Below are 19,375 nucleotides of genomic sequence, written 5' to 3' on the forward strand. Positions count from 1 at the left end.
GCGAGACGAAACGCAGAGACGAAACGCGCCAGACCCGACGCGAGCGCTCGGTCGCCAGCGTTTCGTCTTCGGGCGCCAGAGCGCCCTCCGCTCAACGACCGATATCCGTGGCCCGCGCGACGCGAGTATCCGTGGCCCGCGCGACGCGAGTATCCGTGGGCCAGCGCGACCCGAGGTCGGCAACTTACTCGCAATCCCCGCCCGGCACAACGGCGAAGCGCATTGGACGGAAGTGCCGTTGCCGCCGGCGCGAGCGGATGCCATCCTCGCCGCACACGCACGGCGCCGACCCCACGGCGGCTGCGGTTCACAACGCGAAGGAGCGTCGATGAAATCCACGTTCAGGCGGCTGTCAGCGGTGTCGCTGGGCATCGCCGCAGCTCTCGTCCTCACGGCCGGCCTCTCGACCGCCACGGCAGCGCCCGGCGGTCCCCACGCCGGATCGCCCACCCTCACCGCGTCGGAGTGCACATCGCTCGCCGGGCTCACGATCCCCGCGAAGGACATCGGACTGCCGACCAACGGCGCCGACGTCGAGACGGCGGTGTGGGATGCCGCCGGCAGCTACTGCGCGGTCACCGGCTGGATCCGTGCGGTCTCGGCACCGCAGGACATGCAGTTCCGTGTCAACCTCCCCGCCGTCTGGAACGAGCGCACGCTGCAGTTCGGCGGCGGCGGGTTCGACGGGTCCCTGGTCACCGCGACCGGCGCTTACACCGCTCAGCCGGCCGGCACCCCGACCGCGCTCTCGCAGGGCTGGGTCACCCTCGGCTCCGACGGCGGCCACCAGGGAGCGCCCGGATTCGACGGCACCTTCCAGCTCGACGAGGAGCTGTTCCTCAACTACGGGCAGTGGTCCGTCAAGAAGGCGCACGATGCCGCTGCGGTCGTCATCGAGGCGGCCTACGGCATGGAGGCCGAGTGGTCGTACTTCATCGGCGGCTCCCAGGGCGGGCACGAGGCCCTCGACGCGGCGGCGCGCTACCCGAAGGACTATGACGGCGTCATCGCGAACTACCCGGCCTACAACGTCACGATGATGCACGTGGGCGCGGTCAACTTCCGCGACGCGCTGCAGCTCGAGGGCGGCGCCGGGCACCTCAACTCCGCCGAGACGGCGACGATCACGAACGCGGTCTACGCCACCTGCGACGGGCTGGACGGCGCCGCGGACGGCATCGTCAGCAATGTCGCCGGCTGCGACGCGGCGTTCGACATCCAGTCGCTCGCCTGTCCTGCGGGAGTGGATGCCGCCGCCGTCGACACGTGCCTCTCGGACGTCGAGATCGCGGCCGCCGTGAAGATCAGCACCGACTACGACCTGGGCATCGACATCGAGGGCAACTCGATCTTCGCGAAGAGCGCACTCCTCGAGGGCGCCCTGTACCAGGGCTTCGCGGGCTTCGGCACCAGCGCGCAGGCGCAGGGGCTGCAGTTCGCAGTGTTCGAGGCCACCATGCGGTACGGCGTCGCGGGTGATCCCCCCGGCTTCGACCCGTACACGGTCGATCCGCTGGACTACGCCGACCGGGTGCAGGAGGTGGGCGAGATCATGGACGTGACGGATGTCTCGCTCAACCAGTTCCGCGCACACGGGGGCAAGGTCATCCTGACGCACGGCACCATCGACGACTTCATCACGCCGCACAACACGGTGCAGTACTGGGAGGCGCTCCAGGACGAGTTCGGCAAGCGCCTCGACAAGTTCGCGAAGTTCTACATGGTGCCCGGCTGGGGCCACGGCCAGGGTCGGTTCGTGGCGCAGTACGACGGCCTCGACGCCATCGTCGACTGGGTCGAACACGGCGTCGCCCCGTCCGGCCTCGTCGCGAGCGACGGCAACGCGGGCGCCGATCGCACGCGCCCGATGTGCGAGTACCCGGCGTGGCCGCAGTACACCGGCTCCGGATCGATCGACGACGCGAGCTCGTACGCCTGCGTGACGGGATGATCGCGCGAGCCGTCTCGTCGTGATGTGCGGAGGCCCCGGGGTTCGCCCCGGGGCCTTCGCTCGCGCCGATCAGCCGGCGGATGCCGACGGCAGGGTGTGGGTGTCGAGCGACGAGAAGTAGTCCAGCGATTTCCGAGAGGTGCTGGCGAGCGTCCGCATGCCGTGCCCGCCCGCCCCGCCCGCCGCCTCGAGCGCACGCGAGATGCCCGCCGCCGCCACGGTGAGGAGCTCGACCGCCGCCTGCGGCGAGGTGCCGTCGTTCGGCACGACGACACCCAGCGACGCGTGCACCAGGCCGTGCGCATCGAGGACCGGCACGGCGATGCCCCGTGATTCGCGATGGATGTGCCCGTCGGTGACCGCGAACCCGTCCGCCCGCACCCGGCGCAGCAGCGCTCGCAGCTCCTCCCCGGTGCGGATCGTCGCCGACGTGTATGCCGGCCAGCCGGCCGCGATGACGTCGGCCACGATGCCCGGCTCGGAGTGGGCGAGCAGCACCAGGCCGCTGGAGCTGACCGGCAGCGGCACGCGGCCGCCGATCACGGTGGCGTTGACCACGGCCTCCCGGGTCGAGAGGCGCTCGATGAAGAGCACGTCCCGCCCGCTCAGCACCCCGAGCTGCGTGTGCTGACGCACGCGCGAGTGCACGGCCTCCAGCCACGGCCGCGCGAGTTCGCGGAGGCCCAGGGCGCCGGGGGTCCGCGACGCGAACTCCCACAGCCGGATGCCGAGCCGGTACGAGCGGTCCGGCATCCGTTCGAGCAGGCCCTCCCGCTCGAGCTCGGCGACGAGGCGGTGGGTGGTCGACACGGCGAGGCCGGTCGCCTCCACGATCTCGGTCAGCGTGAGGAACGGGCGCAGCACGTCGAACGCCTGCAGCACCCGCAGGTGCTTGTGCAGGACGGACTCGCCGTCCGAGCCGCGTGCCACGTCGAACCTCCTTCGGGCGGCTAGGCCACTCCCGCGGTGCGCCAGCCGCCGTGATACTCCTGCCGCACGGTCTCGGCGTAGGGCACCGGGCTGACCACGGCGCGCACCGCGATCTGCTCGTGCGGCTCGACCGTGGTCTTGCGCGAGCCGCCGTCGGGCTCGCCCCACACCACGCGCACCTCCGCACCGATCGGCACGTCGCGATCGACCGTCGCGAGCGACAGGCCGCGCTTCTCGTTCGCGGTGACGCCGGTGAAGAGCGACAGCCCGACGTGACTGCCGTCCGCGTCGATGACGGCGTCGTAGTTCGACGAGCCGTAGTTCGCGTTCGGCAGGTCGAAGAACTGGTAGCCGGGTCCCTCACGATCGAGCACGCTCGTGAGGATCCGGCTCAGGTCCTCGTCGTTCCAGGCGAGCGTGACCTTCTTGCGCTGCGCCTCGGGATCGACCTGCTCGAGGGCCTCGCGGCCGATGAAGTCGTGGTCGAACTTCACGAACGAGCCGTAGCCGAGGTCCCACGGGTTGAGGTAGTAGTCCTCGACGTCGTCCGATACGAACGATCCGGCGAGGGCGTTGATCGCCTCGTAGCTGCTCGCCGGCAGCCACTCGCGGTAACGCCGCTCGATGTCTCCGCCGGTGTAGATCGCGGGAAGGGGCGACGGGATCCACCCAGACTCGAGAGTGTTCGAGGAGTAGGCGCGCGAACCGCACGGCTCGATGCCGAACTCGCGCCCCGCCTCGAGCACGGCATCCCGGATCCTCCCGTGCTGCGCGTACGGCCCCCAGATCTCGAGGCCGGGCGCTCCGGCCATGCCGTGCCGGAGCGTGCGCACGTGCTCGCCGGCGATCTCGAGCTCTCCCATGTGGAAGAACCGCACCTGCTCGACCTCGCGGCCCGCGAGCTTCTCGATGATCTGCCAGGCGTTCGGGCCCTGGATCTGGAAGCGATAGAACTCCCGCGTCACCGCCTCGCCGTACGGCCGCGACGGCGAGCGGTCGTCGTAGCGGGTCTCGACGTCGTAGCCGCCGGTCTCGGCGTGGAACTGCAGCCAGTTGGCGCCGGGCGCGCGGCCGACGTAGACGTACTCGTGCTCGGCGAGGTGGAACAGGATGCCGTCGCCGATCACCCCGCCGGTCGATGAGGTCGGCACGAACTGCTTGGCGGTGTTCACCGGGAAGTTCGCGAACGAGTTGATGCCGGTGTCCGACAGCAGCTTCAGCGCGTCGGGGCCGGTCATGAAGAAGTTCACCATGTGGTGCGTCTGGTCGTAGAGCACCGCCGTCTCGCGCCAGGCCTTCTGCTCGCGTCGCCAGTTCGTGAACTCCGCGGGCACGACGGGGTAGATGTAGGTGCCGAGCTGCGAGTTCCGCAGCATCTCGACGACGCTCCCCCGTTCGTCCATGAGCTCCTGCAGGTTGCTCGCCATGAGTTCCTCGACTTCCTCGTCCAGTGTTTCGGGGTGACCTGAGCGCGATGCTACGTGTCCGCTATACCTACGTCCAGAGGTATATGGTCGCCACGATTGTAGACAATTTGTTGACCATTTCGCCATGGGTGTGATTCGCTGGCCCCATGACAGACACTGCCGACACGCTCCTCGTCGTCAGCGCCCACGCCGGCGACTTCGTCTGGCGGGCAGGCGGCGCGATCGCCGCCGCGGCCCTCCGCGGCCAGCGCGCGGTGGTCGCCTGCCTGTCGTACGGCGAGCGCGGCGAGTCGGCCAGCCAGTGGCTCGACGGCAAGTCCTTGGACGAGATCAAGCGCATCCGCCGCGACGAGGCCGAGGCCGCGGCATCCGCTCTCGGAGCCGAGATCGAGTTCCTCGACCTGGGCGACTACCCGCTCGTCGAGTCGCGCGACGCCGTCTCGCGCCTGGTCGACCTGTACCGGCGCGTGCAGCCCACGGTGGTGCTCACGCACACGCTGCGCGATCCCTACAACGGCGATCACCCCGCGGCGGCGCGGATGGCGCTCGAAGCCCGCGTGCTGGCGCAGGCGATCGGCGTGGCGAACTCCGACGGAAGCTTCCCCTCGAAGGACGACATCATCGGCGCCCCGCCCGTCTTCTTCTTCGAGCCGCATCAGCCCGAGCAGTGCGATTTCACTCCGAACGTGCTGCTCGACATCACCGAGGCATTCCCGCGCAAGCGCGCGGCGATGGAGTGCCTGCCCGCGCAGAAGCACATGTGGTCGTACTACACCGACCTCGCGGTCCGCCGCGGCGTGCAGCTCAAGCGCAACGCCGGCCCCAACCTCGGACTCCCCCACGACACGATGGGCGAGGCGTACATGCGGCACTTCCCGCAGGTCACCCAGGCGCTGTCATGAGCGCGAGTGCGACCACAGGCGGGGGCGCGGTTCTGGACGGACGGATGCCGTGACCGCCGTCATCGTCACCGACATCGCCCGCCCAGACGCGGCGACCGTCGACGCGCTGGGCGTGCACGGCGTGGCGACGGTGCACGAGGCGATGGGCCGGACGGGACTCGTGGGTCCCGGCATCCGTCCCATCCAGGATGGCGTGCGCATCGCCGGCGCCGCCGTCACCGTGCTGAGCCACCCGGGCGACAACCTCATGATCCACGCGGCGATCGAGCAGTGCCGCGCGGGCGATGTGCTCGTCGTGACGACGACGTCGCCCTCGGTCGACGGGGCGTTCGGTGAACTGTTCGCGACGGCGCTCCACGCCCGCGGTGTGCGCGGGCTCGTCACCACGACCGGGGTGCGGGACGTCGCCGAGCTCCGCGCCCTGGGCTTTGCAGTGTGGTCGGCCGCGGTCTTCGCGCAGGGCACGGTCAAGGCGACGCCCGGCTCGGTCAACGTGCCGATCACCGTCGGGGCCGTCACCGTCGCTCCCGGCGACGTCGTCGTCGCCGACGACGACGGCGTGCTGCGGGTGCCACGGGTCGGGGCGGATCAGGCGCTCGCCGCCGCCGATGCGCGCCTCGCGAAGGAGGAGGCCGACCGTGCCGCGTACCGCGGCGGCGAGCTCAGCCTCGACCGCAAGGGGCTGCGGCCCCTCCTGTCCGAGCTCGGCATCGAGTACGTGACGCAGGCCGACTACGAGGCCCGGGGCGATGGGCGCGCCTGACGCAGCCTCGGCGGTGCGCGACGGCATCCGCTGCATGCTCATGCGCGGCGGCACGTCCAAAGGGGCGTACTTCCTCGCGTCGGACCTGCCCAGCGACCCCGCAGCGCGCGACGACCTGCTGCTGCGGATCATGGGATCGCCCGACCCGCGCCAGATCGACGGCATCGGCGGCGCCCACCCACTCACCAGCAAGGTGGCGATCGTGTCCCGTTCGTCAGTTGAGGGGATCCACGTCGACTACCTGTTCCTGCAGGTCGGCGTCGACACCGCGACCGTCGGCGACGCGCAGACCTGCGGCAACCTGCTCGCCGGCATCGGGCCGTTCGCGGTCGAGCGCGGCCTCGTGTCCGCGACCGGCGAGCGCACGACGGTGCGGATCCGGCTGCTCAACACCGGCGATCTCGCCACCGCCGAGTTCGCCACCGTCGACGGACGCCCCGAGTACGACGGCGACGCGGTCATCGACGGCGTGCCGGGCGCGGCATCCGCGATCGAGCTCGAGGTCGGCGGAGGCCCCGAAAAGCCGCTTCTGCCCACCGGCACCCCGACGGACGACATCGACGGGCACACGGTCACGCTCATCGACAACGGGATGCCGGTGGTGCTGCTGCGCGCGGAGGACTTCGGCGTGGCCGGCACCGAGTCGCCGAGCGCGCTCGAGCGCGATGCCGCGCTGGCCGGGCGCCTGGAGCGCATCCGACTCGAGGCGGGTCCGCGAATGGGGCTCGGAGACGTCGCGCAGCAGACGGTGCCGAAGCTGATCCTGCTCTCGCCGCCCCGCGACGGCGGCGCGGTCTCGACCCGCGCCTTCATCCCGGCCCGCGTGCACACGGCGATCGGCGTGCTGATGGCGGCATCCGTCGCCGCGGCGCTGCGCATTCCCGGCGCCGTGGGGCACGACCTCGCCGGCCCGCTCACCGGTGAGGAGACCGCCGTCGAGCATCCCAGCGGCACCTTCCCGTCGCGCGTGCGCGTCACCCGCGACGCCGACGGGACGTGGCGCGGCACCTCGTTCTCGCTCCGCACCGCCCGCAAGCTCTTCGACGGCACGGTCTTCCCGAGACCGCGCCCGTAACCGCACGAACGTCAGAGAGGACGCCCCCATGACCGCCGACACGTCGTTCGACGTCGCCCACCTCGCCCACGTCGAACTGCTGACCCCGAAACCGGCGGAGAGCCGGTGGTTCTTCGAGGAGCTGCTCGCCATGCGCGTCGTCGCCGAGGACGGCGACTCGATCTACCTGCGCACGTGGGACGAGTACCAGCTCTACACGATCAAGCTCACCGCATCGGATGCCGCGGGCGTGGGCCGCACGTCGTTCCGGGCGTCGTCGCCCCAGGCGCTCGAGCGTCGCGTCGCCGCCATCGAGGCGGCCGGGCACGGCACCGGATGGACCGAGGGCGACGTGGGCTGCGGACCGACGTACGGGTTCACCGACCCCGACGGCCATGCGATGGCGATCTTCTACGAGGCCGAGCGCTATGTCGCCGGGGACGAGGACCGGCCGGCACTCAAGAACCAGGCGTCTCGCTTTCCGGGGCGGGGCGTCAACGCCCGCCGCCTGGACCACATCAACTACCTCGCGAAGGACGTCGAAGCCAACGGCGAGTTCCTGCGCGACGCGCTCGGCATGCGGGAGTCGGAGCGCATCCGCCTCGACAGCGGGAAGTTCGCGGCGTGGTGGTTCCACTTCTCGCTGAAGTCCTACGACGTCGTCTACTCCGACGACTGGACCAAGCACGGCAACCGCCTGCACCACATCGCGTTCGCCCCCGACACGCGCGAAGACATCCTGAAGGCCGCCGACATCTTCCTCGAGAACGGCATCCACATCGAGTCGGGCCCGCACAAGCACGCCATCAACCAGACGTTCTTCCTGTACGTGTGGGAGCCGGGCGGCAACCGCATCGAGTTCGCCAACGCCGGCGCCCGCCTGTTGCTCGACCCCGATCAGCCCGTCGTGGAGTGGTCCGAGGCCGAGCGCCGAAAGGGCCAGGCCTGGGGCATGAAGACGATCGAGACCTTCCACACCCACGGCACCCCCGTGGTGGACGCCCCCGAGCACTGAGAGCACGGGCTCTCACCCGCTGGCCCGCCGCGGGCGGATGAGTCAGTCGGCCGACGAGTGCGCCTGGGGCTCCGGGACGAGCACCGTCGCCAAGCTGACCCGGCGCCGGCCTGCGTCGCGGGTCTCCGACAGGTAGGGCGCGAGGAGTTCCGAGAGCCCGGCCTGGATGGCAGCGAGGCCGGCGGCATCGACATACAGCGGAACGCGTCCGAAGCCGACGAAGTCGCGCAGTATCTCATCCTCGCTGTCGACGAACCGGTCGAAGTCCGCCGACAGGTCACCCAGGAAGGCGAGGAACGCCGAGCGCAGCTGGGCATCGCTCATGGCGCGCAGCTCGGCCTGGTCTACGTGAGCCATTCGGTCGCCCAGCGCCAGCGTGCGCTCCACTGCCCCGCGCACCCTGCGCTCCTCGACGATCGACAGGATGCCGGCATCGACGAGCGTCGCGACATGCCGGTACAGCGTCGCCTGCGTGACATCCGGCAGCGCGGCGCGCAGCTGTGCCGTGGTGACGTTGCGTCCGCCGAGCTGCTGGATGATCCGCAGACGCACCGGATGCATCACGACGTCGGCGATCGAGGAGTCGTTCACTCGGGCTCCATCTCATTATTATCAGCATGATAATGTTCTCTTCGTTAGAACGATTCTACCGAACGGGGGTACGAGGATGACGATGCTGATGGATCCAGTTCGAACCGAGTGCGAGGTGTCGCCATGACGCGCGCAGCGATCGAGGTGACGGGCCTCAGCAAGCACTTCGGCACTGTCCACGCGGTGACCGATGTGACCTTCACGGTTCGCGCGGGGCGCGTGACCGGCTTCCTCGGGCCGAACGGGGCGGGAAAGTCCACGACGCTGCGGATGCTGCTCGGCCTGATCCACCCGGATGCCGGAACCGCCCTCATCGACGGGCAGCGGTATCGCGACCTCGCCACCCCCGTCCGCGCCGTCGGAGCGGTGCTCGACATCGCGTGCGCTCACCCCGGGATGACCGCCTCCGCGCATCTGCGCACGATGGGTGCTCTCGCGGGCCTGCCGAGCGAGCGCGTCGACGCGGCGCTGGCCGCCGTCGGCGCGGAGGGCTTCGCCGGTCGCCGGATCGGCACCTTCTCCACCGGCATGCGACAGCGGCTGTCGCTCGCGACGGCACTGCTCGGCGAGCCGCGGATCCTGGTGCTGGACGAGCCGTCCAACGGCCTCGACCCCGCGGGCGTCGTTTGGCTGCGCGGGTTCCTGCGACAGTTCGCAGCCGATGGCGGTGCGGTCCTGATCTCGAGCCACCTTCTGAACGACCTCGAGCACAGTATCGACGACGTCGTACTCATCGACCGGGGTCGGATCACCTGGACGGGTCCGCTCGCCGACGTCCTCACCACCCGGCCCTCCCTCGAAGAGGCATTCCTTCATCTCACGCAGGAAGGTGCGCAGCGATGAACGCGATCCACGGCGAGCTCATCCGCCTCCTCGCGACCCGGCTCCCGCTATGGACGCTCCTGGCCGCCGTCTGCGCCGGCAGCATCACGGGACTCCTGGCCCTGATCGGACCAGAGAACTCGACGACGCCCATGCCCGGCATCGACACGACCCCGGGCGCCGGCCTGGTCGTCGGTCTCGGTGCCCTGCTGCTCTTCATCCCGGCTCTCATCGGCACCGTCGCGATCACCGGTGAGTACCGCCACCACACGATCGGCACCACTTTCCTCGCCGTGCCGCGACGCGGTCGGGTCCTGGGAGCGAAGCTCGCGGTGTACACGGTGCTCGGACTTCTCTACGGCGTCGTCGCCTCGGTCACGGCGGGGGTGACGCTGATCGGCGCTGCCGTCCTGCGCGGCGTGACTCTCGGCCTCAGCGCCGAGCAGCTCGTGGTCATGCTCGGGCAGCTCGCCGTGGCATCCACCGTCTATATGGTGCTGGGAGTCGGCATCGGCGCGCTCGCCCGCCACCAGCTCCTCGCGATCGGGATCGTGCTCGGATACTTCTACTTCCTCGAGCACGTCCTCATGCTGATCCCCGGCGTCAACGCGCTGTACCCGTTCCTACCGGGCGGCGCCACCGCATCGCTCACGCGCTTCACGTTCCTCACCGACGCGATCGCCGAGCAGACCGCACTCACCGCGGCACCGCTCGCCTCACCTGTCATGGGGGCGGCGATCCTCGTCATCTACGCGCTGCTCGCGGCCGGAGCGGCGCTCCTCGCCCCGCTGCGCCGGGATCTGCGCTGACCCCCGTCCGTCGTTTGACGCGTTTCGTCTCGCTTCACTCGCTCAACGACCGGGAGAAAGGCTCGGTCGTTGAGCGAGGGAGCGCCAGCGACCGAGACGAAACGTGCCCGGGTCAGCGCCAGACGTCGGCGGCGATGTCGACGACCTCGCGCACCTTGGCCCACTGCTCGTCCTCCGTCAGGACGTTGCCCTCCTCGGTGGAGGCGAAGCCGCACTGCGGGCTCAGCGCGAGCTGCTCGAGCGGGGCGAACGCGGATGCCTCGTCGATGCGCTTCTTGACGGCATCCACATCTTCCAGCTCACCGCTCTTGGACGTGATCAGCCCGAGCACGACCGTCTTGTCACCTTCGGGCAGGAAGCGCAGCGGCTCGAAGCCACCGGCGCGCTCGCTGTCGTACTCGAGGAAGTAGCCGTCGTACGCGGTGTTTCCGAGCAGCTGCTCGGCGACCGGCTCGTAGCCGCCCGACGAGATCCACGTCGAGCGGAAGTTGCCGCGGCACACGTGCGTCGTGACGACGAGGTCGTCGGGCTTGCCGTCGAGGATGCGGTTGAGGATGCCCGCGTACCGCTCGGCGATGCCGTCGGTGCGGATGCCGCGCTCCCGCGCCTTCTCGAGCTCGACGTCCGAGCAGAGATAGGCCCAGGCGGTGTCGTCGAACTGCAGATACCGGGCGCCGGCGTCGTAGAAGGCGGCCACGGCGTCGCGGTAGGCCTGGACGAGGTCGTCGACGATGTCGTCGCGTCCGTCGTACGCCGAGCCGTCGATATGTCCCGGCTCCAGCCGGAAGTCGAGCACCGTCGGCGCCGGGATGCTGAACTTGGGCACCGCGCCGGTCGTGCGCTCGAGCAGGCTCTTGAGCGAGCGGAAGTGGTCGAGGAACGGGTGGGTGTCGCTGAACCCGATCTTGCCGCTGATCTCCAGGCCGCGCGGGCGGGTCTGCACGCCCTGGAACTGGATGCCGTGATCGAGCTCGACCACCTCCACGCCGTCCAGCAGGCCGAAGAAGTCGAAGTGCCACCACGAGCGGCGGAACTCGCCGTCGGTCGCGAGCTTCAGGCCGGCGTCGGCCTCGCGTACGACGAGCTCGGCGATCGCGGTCTCCTCCGCGATGCGCAGCGCGTCTGCGTCGATCTGGCCGGACGCGAAGCGGCGGCGCGCCTCAGCGAGGTCGGTGGGACGGAGGAAGCTGCCGACGATGTCGGCGCGGAACGGCGGTGTTGACACCCTTCCCACGGTAGCCGATGCCTCCCCCCATAGGTACTCGCGCTGTCACAGAACGCCGTCCGGGGTGTGCGAAAAGCCGGGCCGGTCACCCAGACACGCCGATGACGGATGCCGCGCCGCGGCGTGTCGCGTCACCGGCCCGTGTTTCCGCACCGGGGGAATCCCCGCGTCACAGAACGCCGCCCGCGTCAGAACACGTACTCCATGAGGTCCGTGCCGAGGATGCGGAAAGCATCGTGGACGCGCAGGCGATGCGAGATCGACAGGTCGTCGAAGCAGACGATGAGCGCGTATGACACACCGGCACGAGGACCGGCCAGCACCCCGGCTTCGACGCGGATGCCGGCATCCCGGCCCGTCTTGTTGATGAAGAGCAGCCCGTGCTCGTCGTTCTCGTGCGAGAACGGGTCGAGGCCGGTGGCGGATGCCACGAGCGACAGGTCGTGGTTGAGGCTCAACCACTCGGCCACCTGGGCGCTCACGCTCGGCGAGACGACCTGCGAGTTGACCAGGGCGGCGAACACCCCGGCGAGTTCGCGGGCCGAGCCCAGGGCGAAGTGCGGGGCGTCGTCGGGGCCGCGCTCGTCGCGGAACCGATCGAGCAATGCCGAGCGCGACAGACCCAGGTCTTCGATGCGGGCCCGCACGGCGGGGAGGCCTACGCGCTTGAGCAGCGCGTTGGCCGCCATCGCGTCGCCGGTCGACGCGGTGAGCACCGCGAGGTCTGACAGGGGCAGGGCGGGCGCCTTCAGGTGCTGCCACACGCCGCCGACGCCGACCGGCTCGAGGTGCGCGCGGTCGATGATCTCGAGCGGCTCGAGCCGCCCCGCCTCGAAGGCGGCCGCCACTTCGATGAGCAGCGGCACCACGCCGAGGCCCGCGACCGGCAGCGTGACGAAGTCGTCGCCCGACAGCACCGCGGTGCCGCGGTCGAGATCGGTGATGCGCACCGAGATCTTGGCCCCCGACTCCGCGAGGTCGTCGAGCGCCTTCAGCGTCGACGTGAACGAACGACGACCGGCGGCAGCCCTCTTCGGCAGCCGCCGACCTGTGCTCCGTCGCGCCCCCCGCAGCGACTCGGCATCCTTTCTGGGCTCGATGCCCACGGAGTTTCCCTCCAATTGTTGGTGGTGCGGGGTGAACGGGCCGCACGCGGCCCGCACGTCACCAGATGGTGACGCGTTGATCCTCGTCGAGCCAGAGCGCATCCGACTCCGTCACACCGAACGCATCGTAGAACGCGTCGATGTTGCGGACGATCTGATTGCACCGGAACTCGTTGGGCGAGTGCGGGTCGATCGTCAGCAGGCGGATGGTCTCGGCATCCCGCCCCTTCTGCTGCCAGATCTGCCCCCAACTCAAGAGCAGGCGCTGGATGCCGGTGAACCCGTCGATCTCGGGTGCCTCGGCCGGCTCACCGGCAACGTCTGTGCCCAGCGACAGGGCGTAGGCCCTGATCGCGATGCCGAGACCGCCCAGATCCCCGATGTTCTCGCCGATCGTGAGCGCGCCGTTGACGTGGTTCTCGGGGGCGAGCTGCTCGCCCTCCACGCCCAGGGGCACGAGCGCGTCGTACTGGGCGATGAGGTTCTTGGTGCGCTCCTCGAAGGCGGCGCGGTCGTCGTCGGTCCACCAGTCGTGCAGCAGCCCGTCGCCGTCGAAGCGGCTGCCCTGGTCGTCGAAGCCGTGGCCGATCTCGTGGCCGATGACTGCGCCGATGCCGCCGTAGTTCGCTGCCGCGTCGCGCTCGGCGTCGAAGAAGGGGTACTGCAGGATCGCCGCGGGGAACACGATCTCGTTCATGAGCGGGTTGTAGTACGCGTTGACGGTCTGCGGCGTCATGAACCACTCGTCGCGGTCGATCGGCTGGCCGATCTTGGCGAGCTGGCGGTCGTGCTCCCACACGTGCGCGCGGCGGACGTTGCCGACGAGATCCGCGGCGTCGATCTCGAGGGTCGAGTAGTCCTTCCACTTCACCGGATACCCGATCTTCGGGGTGAAGGAGTCGAGCTTCGCGAGCGCGCGCTCGCGCGTCTCGGCGGTCATCCACTCGAGCTCGGCGATCGACTGGCGGTACGCCTCGATGAGGTTGGCGACCAGCTCGTCCATCGCGACCTTCGAGGCCGGCGGGAAGTGCCGCTCCACGTAGACGTGGCCGATCGCCTCACCCAGCGCCGCCTCGGTGAGGCTCACGCCGCGCTTCCAGCGCTCGCGGTTGACGGGAACGCCGGTGAGCTGCGTGCCGTAGAACCCGAAGTTCTCGGCGACGAACTCGTCCGACAGGAACGGCGCCGCGGAGTGGACGACCGCGAACCGCAGCCACGCCTTCCAGTCCTCGACGCGGTCCTCGACGAGCAGCGCGCCGAGACCCTCGAAGAAGCTCGGCTGGTAGACGTTGATCTCGGCGAACGCGTCGGCGTGCTCGGGCGCGGCGCCCTCGCGCCACGGCGTGAGATCGACGCCGACGAGCGCCTGCACCTCGTCCCAGGTCTTCAGGTTGTAGGTCTTGACGGCGTCGCGGCTCGCGACGTTGTCCCAGTGGTGCGTGGCGAGCTCGGTCTCGATCGTCACGATGCGATCAGCGGATGCCTCGGCTTCGGCGACGCCCGCGAGCTCCAGGATGCGCTGCACGTGCGTCCGGAACGCGATGCGGGTCTCCTGGAAGTTGTCGAGACGGTAATAGCTCTCGTCGGGAAGCGACAGCCCGCCCTGGATGAAGAACGGCACATACCGCTGCGGGTTGCCCGGGTCGGGCTCGATGTAGAGGTGGATGAGCGCCGCGATACCCTCGCGCTCGAACTCCCCGATTGTGCGGAGGAACCCGGGGATGTCGGCGATCGCCTCGACGCGTGCCAGCACGTCCGCGAGGGGTGCCGCACCCTGCTGCTCGATCCGCTCGGTGTCCATGAAGCTCGTGTAGAGGTCGCCGATCTTGCGCGCCTCCGTGCCGGGCTCGGCCTGCTGCGACTCCTCGATGATCGCGTGCACGTCCTTCTCGGCCTGCTCCGCGATGAGGTGGAACGAGCCCCACCGCGCCTTGTCCTCCGGGATCTCCGTGTGATCCAGCCACGCGCCATTGACGTGGCGGAAGAGGTCGTCCTGAGGGCGGATCTCGGCGCTGAGTTCCTCGAGCGCGAGACCGGAGCGTGGGGCGTCGGTCATGCGTTCCAGGGTAGTCGCCCCGAGACCGGCGATCCCTCGTGCGGGCGTCCTGGTGCGGCCGTCTTCGACGCCCGTGACCGCATTGTGATGTCGACGGATGCCGCAGCCTCGTGTCCGAGCGCGCGCCGGCCGTCGGCTGCGCCTTCTAGGCTCTGAGGGTGACGACCGACACCCTGAACCGCGACATCCTGCGGCTCGCGGTGCCGGCGCTCGGCGCCCTCATCGCCGAGCCGCTGTTCCTCATCGTCGACTCGGCGCTGGTCGGCCATCTCGGCGTGGAGCCGCTCGCGGGCCTCGGCATCGCGTCGGCGGTGCTGCAGACGATCGTCGGGCTGATGGTGTTCCTCGCCTACTCGACGACGCCGGCCGTCGCCCGGCGCTTCGGCGCGGGCGACCCCTCGCGCGCGGTGTCGGTCGGCATCGACGGCATCTGGCTCGCCCTCGGCATCGGTGCCGTGCTGGCACTCGTCGGCTATGTGGCGACACCCTTCCTCGTCGGGCTCTTCGGCGCGACACCGGAGGTCGCGCAGCAGGCCGAGATCTACCTCGGCATCTCGATGTGGGGGCTGCCCGCGATGCTGGTCGTGTTCGCCGCGACGGGCCTCCTCCGCGGCATGCAGGACACCGTGACGCCGCTGTGGATCGCCGGGCTCGGCTTCGCCGCGAACGCCCTCCTCAACTGGGCGTTCATCTACGGCTTCGGGTGGGGCATCGCGGGGTCGGCGGTCGGCACCGTCGTCGCGCAGTGGGGCATGGTCGCCGCGTACGCGTTCGTCGTGGGGCGGCTCGCACGGCGGCACGAGGCATCCATCCGCCCCCAGCGCGAAGGCGTGCGCGGCTCGGCGCGGTCGGGCGGCTGGCTGTTCCTGCGCACGGTCTCGCTGCGGATCGCGCTGCTCGCGACGGTCGCGGTGGCCACCGGCCTCGGCACGGTCGAGCTCGCCGGCTGGCAGGTGGCGTTCACGATCTTCTCGACCGCGGCGTTCGCGCTCGACGCACTGGCGATCGCCGCGCAGGCGCTCATCGGCAAGGGACTCGGCGCCGAGGACCGGGGCCTCGTGCACCGCGTGCTCGGCCGCACCGTCGCGTGGGGCACGTGGTTCGGCGTGATCACGGGGGCGGTGATCGGAGCACTGTCGGGTGTGATCGGCCTGCTGTTCACCGGCGACCCCGGCATCGCGACCCTGGTGCAGCCCGCGCTCATCGTGCTGGCGATCGCACAGCCGGTGTGCGGCATCGTGTTCGTGCTGGACGGCGTGCTCATCGGCGCGGGCGACGCGAAGTACCTCGCGATCGCCGGCGTCCTCAACCTCGTGCCGTACCTGCCGGCGCTGGTGCTCGTCGCCGTGCTGCAGCCGGTGGGCGCCGCCGGGCTGGCCTGGCTCGCGGTCGCGTTCTTCGGCGTCTACATGCTGGCGCGGCTGGCGACGCTCGGCTGGCGCGTCCGCGGCGCGGCCTGGATGTCCGTCCCCGCCTGACGACGAAGGGCTTCGGGCCGCAGCCACCGTCTGGCCGCGCCCACCCTCGGCCCCCCGCCGGTGCGCCCCCCACCGTCTCCACCTCGCCGAGGGCGTATCAGCGCCGCCCCCGGCCACTCCTTGCTCGCATGGCGCGCATTCGGCGGCGCCGGAAGGAGCACCCATGTCGGGCACCGGAACCTTCGCGTTCACCGTTCACCCACGCGCACGCCTGCGCGAAGACCTCGCGCGCGCCTGGCGACCGCTGGGACTCGTTCCCGAGCGGGTCTACGACACCGCGCTGCGGCGCCTGCCGCTGGCCCCGGTGACGATGGCGAGCGTGCAGATCGGCGGCGAGCGCGTCGGCCACGTCGTGCTGGTGCCGTTCGGTGCGCGCCACCTCCTGTCGAACGTCGAAGAGGGCCGCCGCCGCGTCAGCCGAGCGGTGGATCGTGCAGCGGCGCTGGGTGCCGACGTGGTGGGCCTCGGCGCCCTGACCGCGACGGTGACCGCGGGCGGCATCACGCTGCGCGAGCGCACCGACATCGCGGTGACGAACGGCAACGCCTTCACCGCGGCGATCGTGGAGGACCAGATCCGGATGCTGCTCCCCCACGTCTCGTCGCGGGCATCGCGGCCGCACGTGGCTGTCGTCGGGGCGACCGGCAGCGTCGGCACTGCGGTGACGAAGCTCCTCGCCCGCGACTGCGCCGACGCCCGCCTGACGCTCATCGCGCGGACCGCTCCCCGCCTCGAAGCACTGGCCGCGAGCATCGCCGGCGACGTCGACGTCGCGACCGCCCAGAGCATCGACGCCGTCGGCGACGCCGACCTCGTGGTGCTCCTGACCGCGTCCGCCGACACGCTCCTCGGACCCGAGCACCTGGCGCCCGGCGCGATCGTGCTCGACGCCACGCAGCCCCGGAACACGTCGCCGGCGCTCGCGGTTGCGCGGCCCGACGTGCTCGTCGTCGACGGGGGAATCGTCTCCATCCCGAGCCTGCGCCTCACCGGTGGCGAGATCGGCCTGCCGGACGGCCGCTCGTACGCCTGCTTCGCCGAGACCGCGATCCTCGCCCTCTCGGGGCACTCCGGGCACTTCTCGCTGGGCAATCCGACGCTCGACCAGGTCGACGCCATCCGCGAGCGCGCGCGGGGACTCGGTCACCTCGGGTTCCACGCCGCCGACCCGACCAGCTTCGGCAGGCCGGTCGCGCTCGAGTCGCGTGCGGCGGTGATCGCATGACCCGCGTGGTGCTGCTCGGCGGCGGCTACGTGACCCTGCACACGTACGCGACGCTGGCCCGCCGGCGCGGGCGCGACCTCTCGAGCGGGCAGCTCGAGATCGTGGTGATCTCGGCCGATCGCGCACACCGGTTCCACGGCTTCACGGGCGAACTCGTCGCCGGCATGATCGATCCCGATCGCGTCGCCACGCCCCTCGCGGAGGCGATGCCGCTCGCCCGCATCATCGATGGCCGTGCGCTGAGCATCGACACCGTCCACCAGTCGGTGTCGTACCGGCGCGGCGAGAAGGCGGCCGAGGTGCTGACCTATGACCACCTCGTGGTGGGCACCGGAGCGAGGGAGCCGGCGTCGGAGGTCACGGGGCTCGAGCAGTACGGCCGGACGCTCCGGGGTCCGGACGAGATCGCCGCGCTCGCCGACCACCTCGGGACGGTTCCGGCGTCGCCCGTCGTCGTGGCCGGTGGCGGGATCGCGGGCGCCGAGCTGGCGGCGGCCATCGCCGACCGCGGGCATCCGGTGACCCTCGTGCACTCGGGAAGCCGGATCCTCGGCGAGTGGTCCGATCAGCCGGGCCTGGTGGCGCGCGCCGAGAAGGAGCTCGACCGCCTCGGGGTACGGGTGCTGCGGGGCGTGCGTCTCACAGAGGTCACGCCGACCACGGCGATGCTGTCCGACGGCACCACGCTCGCCACGGCGACAGTCGTCGCGGCGACCGGGCAGCGTCCCGTGCAGCTCCCGGGGCTCGACCCGTGGCGCGACGAGCGCGGACGACTGCGGACGGGACGCACGCTCGCCGTCAGGTACGGCGTGTGGGCGGCCGGCGACGGTGCGCGGGTGGAGCACCCCAAGAGCGGGGAGCCCGTTCCGGCCAACGCGCTCTGGGCCATGAAGGGCGGCGACCACATCGGCCGCGCGATCGCACGGAGACTGAGGGGCAAGGCGCCCCGGGTCTTCACGTATCGAGGGCTGGGCCGCGCGGCCTCGTTCGGCCTCGGCCGCGGCATCTCCGAGCTGTACGGGGTCCCGTTCACCGGTGCGCTCGCGTGGATGCTGCGGCTGGTGTTCTTCCTGCGCTTCATGCCCTCGCGGGCCCGCGCGGCGGGGGTCGTGTCGGATCTCGCGCGGTTCGCGTTCACGCCGCGTACCCGCCGAGTCGAGGTCGCGACGCCGTCGACGGGCGATGCCGCCCTGAGCGTGGCACCCGCCTGATCGACCGAGGGCTCACGCCCAGCGGCGGCACCACTCGTACATGACGACGGCGGCCGCGGCGCTGGCGTTCATCGAGCGCGTCGAGCCGTACTGCTCGATCTGGACGGTGGCGGATGCCGCGGCCAGCGCCTCCGGCGAGAGCCCGGGCCCCTCCTGACCGAACAGCAGCACGCACCGCTCGGGCAGGTCGGCGGCGGGGAGCGGCTTGGAGCCCTCGACGTTGTCGATGGCGATGACGGGGAGGGATACGGCATCCGCCCACGTCGCGAAGTCCTCGACGGTCTCGTGGTGGCGCACGTGCTGGTAGCGGTCGGTGACCATCGCGCCGCGACGGTTCCACCGACGCTTGCCGATGATGTGCACCTCGGCCGCCAGGAACGCGTTGGCGCTGCGGACGATGGAGCCGATGTTCATGTCGTGCTGCCAGTTCTCGATCGCGACGTGGAACGGGTGGCGCCGCGTGTCGAGGTCGGCGACGATGGCGTCCATCGTCCAGTAGCGGTAGGCATCGATGACGTTGCGCGCATCGCCGTTCGCGAGCAGCTCGGGGTCGTACCGCGGGTCGTCGGGCCACGCGTCGGGCCCGCCCGGCCACGGCCCCACGCCGACCGGAAGCGTCGGCTCGGCCGGCGTCGGCTCGGCCGGCGTCGACTCGGCGGGCGTCGGCTCGGCGGGCGTCGGCTCGGCGGGCTCGGGGGCGGGCGGGGCGGGCGAGGTCACCGGCCCAGGCTATCCGCGCCGACCACCCGCCCCGCGCCCCTGCCGATCGTTGAGCGAGCGAGGAACGCGGTCGTTGAGCGAGCTTGCGAG

Annotated in this window: 17 protein-coding genes; 10 read left to right on the plus strand and 7 right to left on the minus strand. The window is 70.8% G+C overall.

What is annotated here, in order from left to right; all coding sequences use genetic code 11:
* The first annotated feature begins 328 nt into the window (after positions 1–328).
* Positions 329–1,951 (plus strand): tannase/feruloyl esterase family alpha/beta hydrolase, encoded by a 1,623-nt coding sequence (locus B1729_RS11110; protein ID WP_163632718.1) that lies wholly within the window; start codon positions 329–331, stop codon positions 1,949–1,951.
* 69 nt (positions 1,952–2,020) lie between these two features.
* Here B1729_RS11110 and B1729_RS11115 read toward each other — a convergent pair whose 3' ends face one another.
* Both B1729_RS11115 and B1729_RS11120 read right to left on the minus strand, forming a co-directional pair.
* Positions 2,021–2,881 carry an IclR family transcriptional regulator gene (locus B1729_RS11115; RefSeq protein ID WP_163632721.1) on the minus strand — a complete coding sequence of 287 codons (861 nt, stop codon included), beginning with the start codon at positions 2,879–2,881 and terminating at the stop codon, positions 2,021–2,023.
* A 20-nt stretch (positions 2,882–2,901) separates the two neighbouring features.
* On the minus strand, positions 2,902–4,308 hold the full coding sequence (locus B1729_RS11120; protein WP_163615921.1) for an aminomethyl transferase family protein: 1,407 nt from the start codon (positions 4,306–4,308) through the stop codon (positions 2,902–2,904).
* Positions 4,309–4,454: 146 nt separating this feature from the next.
* Here B1729_RS11120 and B1729_RS11125 point away from each other — a divergent pair, with 146 nt between their 5' ends.
* Genes B1729_RS11125 through B1729_RS11140 form a run of 4 tightly spaced genes read left to right on the plus strand, consistent with a single transcriptional unit; the run spans position 4,455 to position 8,042 of the window.
* Entirely contained in the window at positions 4,455–5,210 is a 756-nt protein-coding gene (locus B1729_RS11125) for a PIG-L deacetylase family protein (RefSeq protein WP_163615920.1), read from the plus strand.
* Positions 5,211–5,259: 49 nt separating this feature from the next.
* Positions 5,260–5,973: a 4-carboxy-4-hydroxy-2-oxoadipate aldolase/oxaloacetate decarboxylase gene (locus tag B1729_RS11130; RefSeq protein WP_163632723.1), complete on the plus strand. Its 714-nt coding sequence runs from the start codon at positions 5,260–5,262 to the stop codon at positions 5,971–5,973.
* Positions 5,960–7,048 (plus strand): 4-oxalomesaconate tautomerase, encoded by a 1,089-nt coding sequence (locus B1729_RS11135; protein WP_163632725.1) that lies wholly within the window; start codon positions 5,960–5,962, stop codon positions 7,046–7,048. The genes B1729_RS11130 and B1729_RS11135 overlap by 14 nt, the downstream gene beginning before the upstream one ends.
* A 28-nt stretch (positions 7,049–7,076) precedes the next feature.
* Complete coding sequence (locus B1729_RS11140) at positions 7,077–8,042, plus strand: VOC family protein (protein WP_163632727.1); 966 nt, start codon at positions 7,077–7,079, stop codon at positions 8,040–8,042.
* Between the two features lie 42 nt (positions 8,043–8,084).
* On the opposite strand, the gene B1729_RS11145 is transcribed toward B1729_RS11140, so the two are convergent.
* Complete coding sequence (locus B1729_RS11145) at positions 8,085–8,633, minus strand: helix-turn-helix domain-containing protein (RefSeq protein WP_239525531.1); 549 nt, start codon at positions 8,631–8,633, stop codon at positions 8,085–8,087.
* A 123-nt stretch (positions 8,634–8,756) separates the two neighbouring features.
* Between B1729_RS11145 and B1729_RS11150 the strand changes: the two genes are divergently transcribed.
* Both B1729_RS11150 and B1729_RS11155 read left to right on the plus strand, forming a co-directional pair.
* Positions 8,757–9,476: an ATP-binding cassette domain-containing protein gene (locus B1729_RS11150; RefSeq protein WP_163632729.1), complete on the plus strand. Its 720-nt coding sequence runs from the start codon at positions 8,757–8,759 to the stop codon at positions 9,474–9,476.
* Positions 9,473–10,264: an ABC transporter permease gene (locus tag B1729_RS11155; RefSeq protein ID WP_163632731.1), complete on the plus strand. Its 792-nt coding sequence runs from the start codon at positions 9,473–9,475 to the stop codon at positions 10,262–10,264. The genes B1729_RS11150 and B1729_RS11155 overlap by 4 nt, the downstream gene beginning before the upstream one ends.
* A 112-nt stretch (positions 10,265–10,376) precedes the next feature.
* Here B1729_RS11155 and B1729_RS11160 read toward each other — a convergent pair whose 3' ends face one another.
* The 3 genes from B1729_RS11160 to B1729_RS11170 all read right to left on the minus strand — a co-directional run bounded on the left by B1729_RS11160 (position 10,377) and on the right by B1729_RS11170 (position 14,651).
* Positions 10,377–11,489 (minus strand): 5-methyltetrahydropteroyltriglutamate--homocysteine S-methyltransferase, encoded by a 1,113-nt coding sequence (locus tag B1729_RS11160; protein WP_163615914.1) that lies wholly within the window; start codon positions 11,487–11,489, stop codon positions 10,377–10,379.
* A 188-nt stretch (positions 11,490–11,677) separates the two neighbouring features.
* Positions 11,678–12,589: a serine hydrolase gene (locus B1729_RS11165; protein WP_163615946.1), complete on the minus strand. Its 912-nt coding sequence runs from the start codon at positions 12,587–12,589 to the stop codon at positions 11,678–11,680.
* A gap of 64 nt (positions 12,590–12,653) precedes the next feature.
* The gene (locus tag B1729_RS11170; protein WP_163615913.1) at positions 12,654–14,651 is read right to left on the minus strand and encodes a M13-type metalloendopeptidase; all 1,998 of its coding nucleotides are present in this window, start codon (positions 14,649–14,651) and stop codon (positions 12,654–12,656) included.
* Between the two features lie 158 nt (positions 14,652–14,809).
* Between B1729_RS11170 and B1729_RS11175 the strand changes: the two genes are divergently transcribed.
* From B1729_RS11175 to B1729_RS11185, 3 genes are all read left to right on the plus strand, one after another.
* Positions 14,810–16,129, plus strand: a complete 1,320-nt coding sequence (locus B1729_RS11175; RefSeq protein ID WP_163632732.1) for an MATE family efflux transporter — start codon at positions 14,810–14,812, stop codon at positions 16,127–16,129.
* Positions 16,130–16,292: 163 nt separating this feature from the next.
* Positions 16,293–17,354 carry a semialdehyde dehydrogenase gene (locus B1729_RS11180; RefSeq protein ID WP_163615911.1) on the plus strand — a complete coding sequence of 354 codons (1,062 nt, stop codon included), beginning with the start codon at positions 16,293–16,295 and terminating at the stop codon, positions 17,352–17,354.
* The gene (locus B1729_RS11185) at positions 17,351–18,565 is read left to right on the plus strand and encodes an FAD-dependent oxidoreductase (protein ID WP_163632734.1); all 1,215 of its coding nucleotides are present in this window, start codon (positions 17,351–17,353) and stop codon (positions 18,563–18,565) included. The genes B1729_RS11180 and B1729_RS11185 overlap by 4 nt, the downstream gene beginning before the upstream one ends.
* Positions 18,566–18,577: 12 nt before the next feature.
* On the opposite strand, the gene B1729_RS11190 is transcribed toward B1729_RS11185, so the two are convergent.
* Positions 18,578–19,168 carry an RNA methyltransferase gene (locus tag B1729_RS11190; RefSeq protein WP_239525546.1) on the minus strand — a complete coding sequence of 197 codons (591 nt, stop codon included), beginning with the start codon at positions 19,166–19,168 and terminating at the stop codon, positions 18,578–18,580.
* Between the last annotated feature and the right edge of the window lie 207 nt (positions 19,169–19,375).

The sequence above is a fragment of the Microbacterium sp. B35-04 genome (assembly GCF_010634885.1).
Lineage (GTDB): Bacteria > Actinomycetota > Actinomycetes > Actinomycetales > Microbacteriaceae > Microbacterium.

Coding starts and splice junctions, on each gene's coding strand:
- B1729_RS11110 (WP_163632718.1), top strand. CDS start 329: ATGAAATCCACGTTCAGGCGGCTGTCAGCGGTGTCGCTGGGCATCGCC.
- B1729_RS11120 (WP_163615921.1), bottom strand. CDS start 4,308: ATGGCGAGCAACCTGCAGGAGCTCATGGACGAACGGGGGAGCGTCGTC.
- B1729_RS11125 (WP_163615920.1), top strand. CDS start 4,455: ATGACAGACACTGCCGACACGCTCCTCGTCGTCAGCGCCCACGCCGGC.
- B1729_RS11135 (WP_163632725.1), top strand. CDS start 5,960: ATGGGCGCGCCTGACGCAGCCTCGGCGGTGCGCGACGGCATCCGCTGC.
- B1729_RS11140 (WP_163632727.1), top strand. CDS start 7,077: ATGACCGCCGACACGTCGTTCGACGTCGCCCACCTCGCCCACGTCGAA.
- B1729_RS11150 (WP_163632729.1), top strand. CDS start 8,757: ATGACGCGCGCAGCGATCGAGGTGACGGGCCTCAGCAAGCACTTCGGC.
- B1729_RS11155 (WP_163632731.1), top strand. CDS start 9,473: ATGAACGCGATCCACGGCGAGCTCATCCGCCTCCTCGCGACCCGGCTC.
- B1729_RS11170 (WP_163615913.1), bottom strand. CDS start 14,651: ATGACCGACGCCCCACGCTCCGGTCTCGCGCTCGAGGAACTCAGCGCC.
- B1729_RS11180 (WP_163615911.1), top strand. CDS start 16,293: ATGTCGGGCACCGGAACCTTCGCGTTCACCGTTCACCCACGCGCACGC.
- B1729_RS11185 (WP_163632734.1), top strand. CDS start 17,351: ATGACCCGCGTGGTGCTGCTCGGCGGCGGCTACGTGACCCTGCACACG.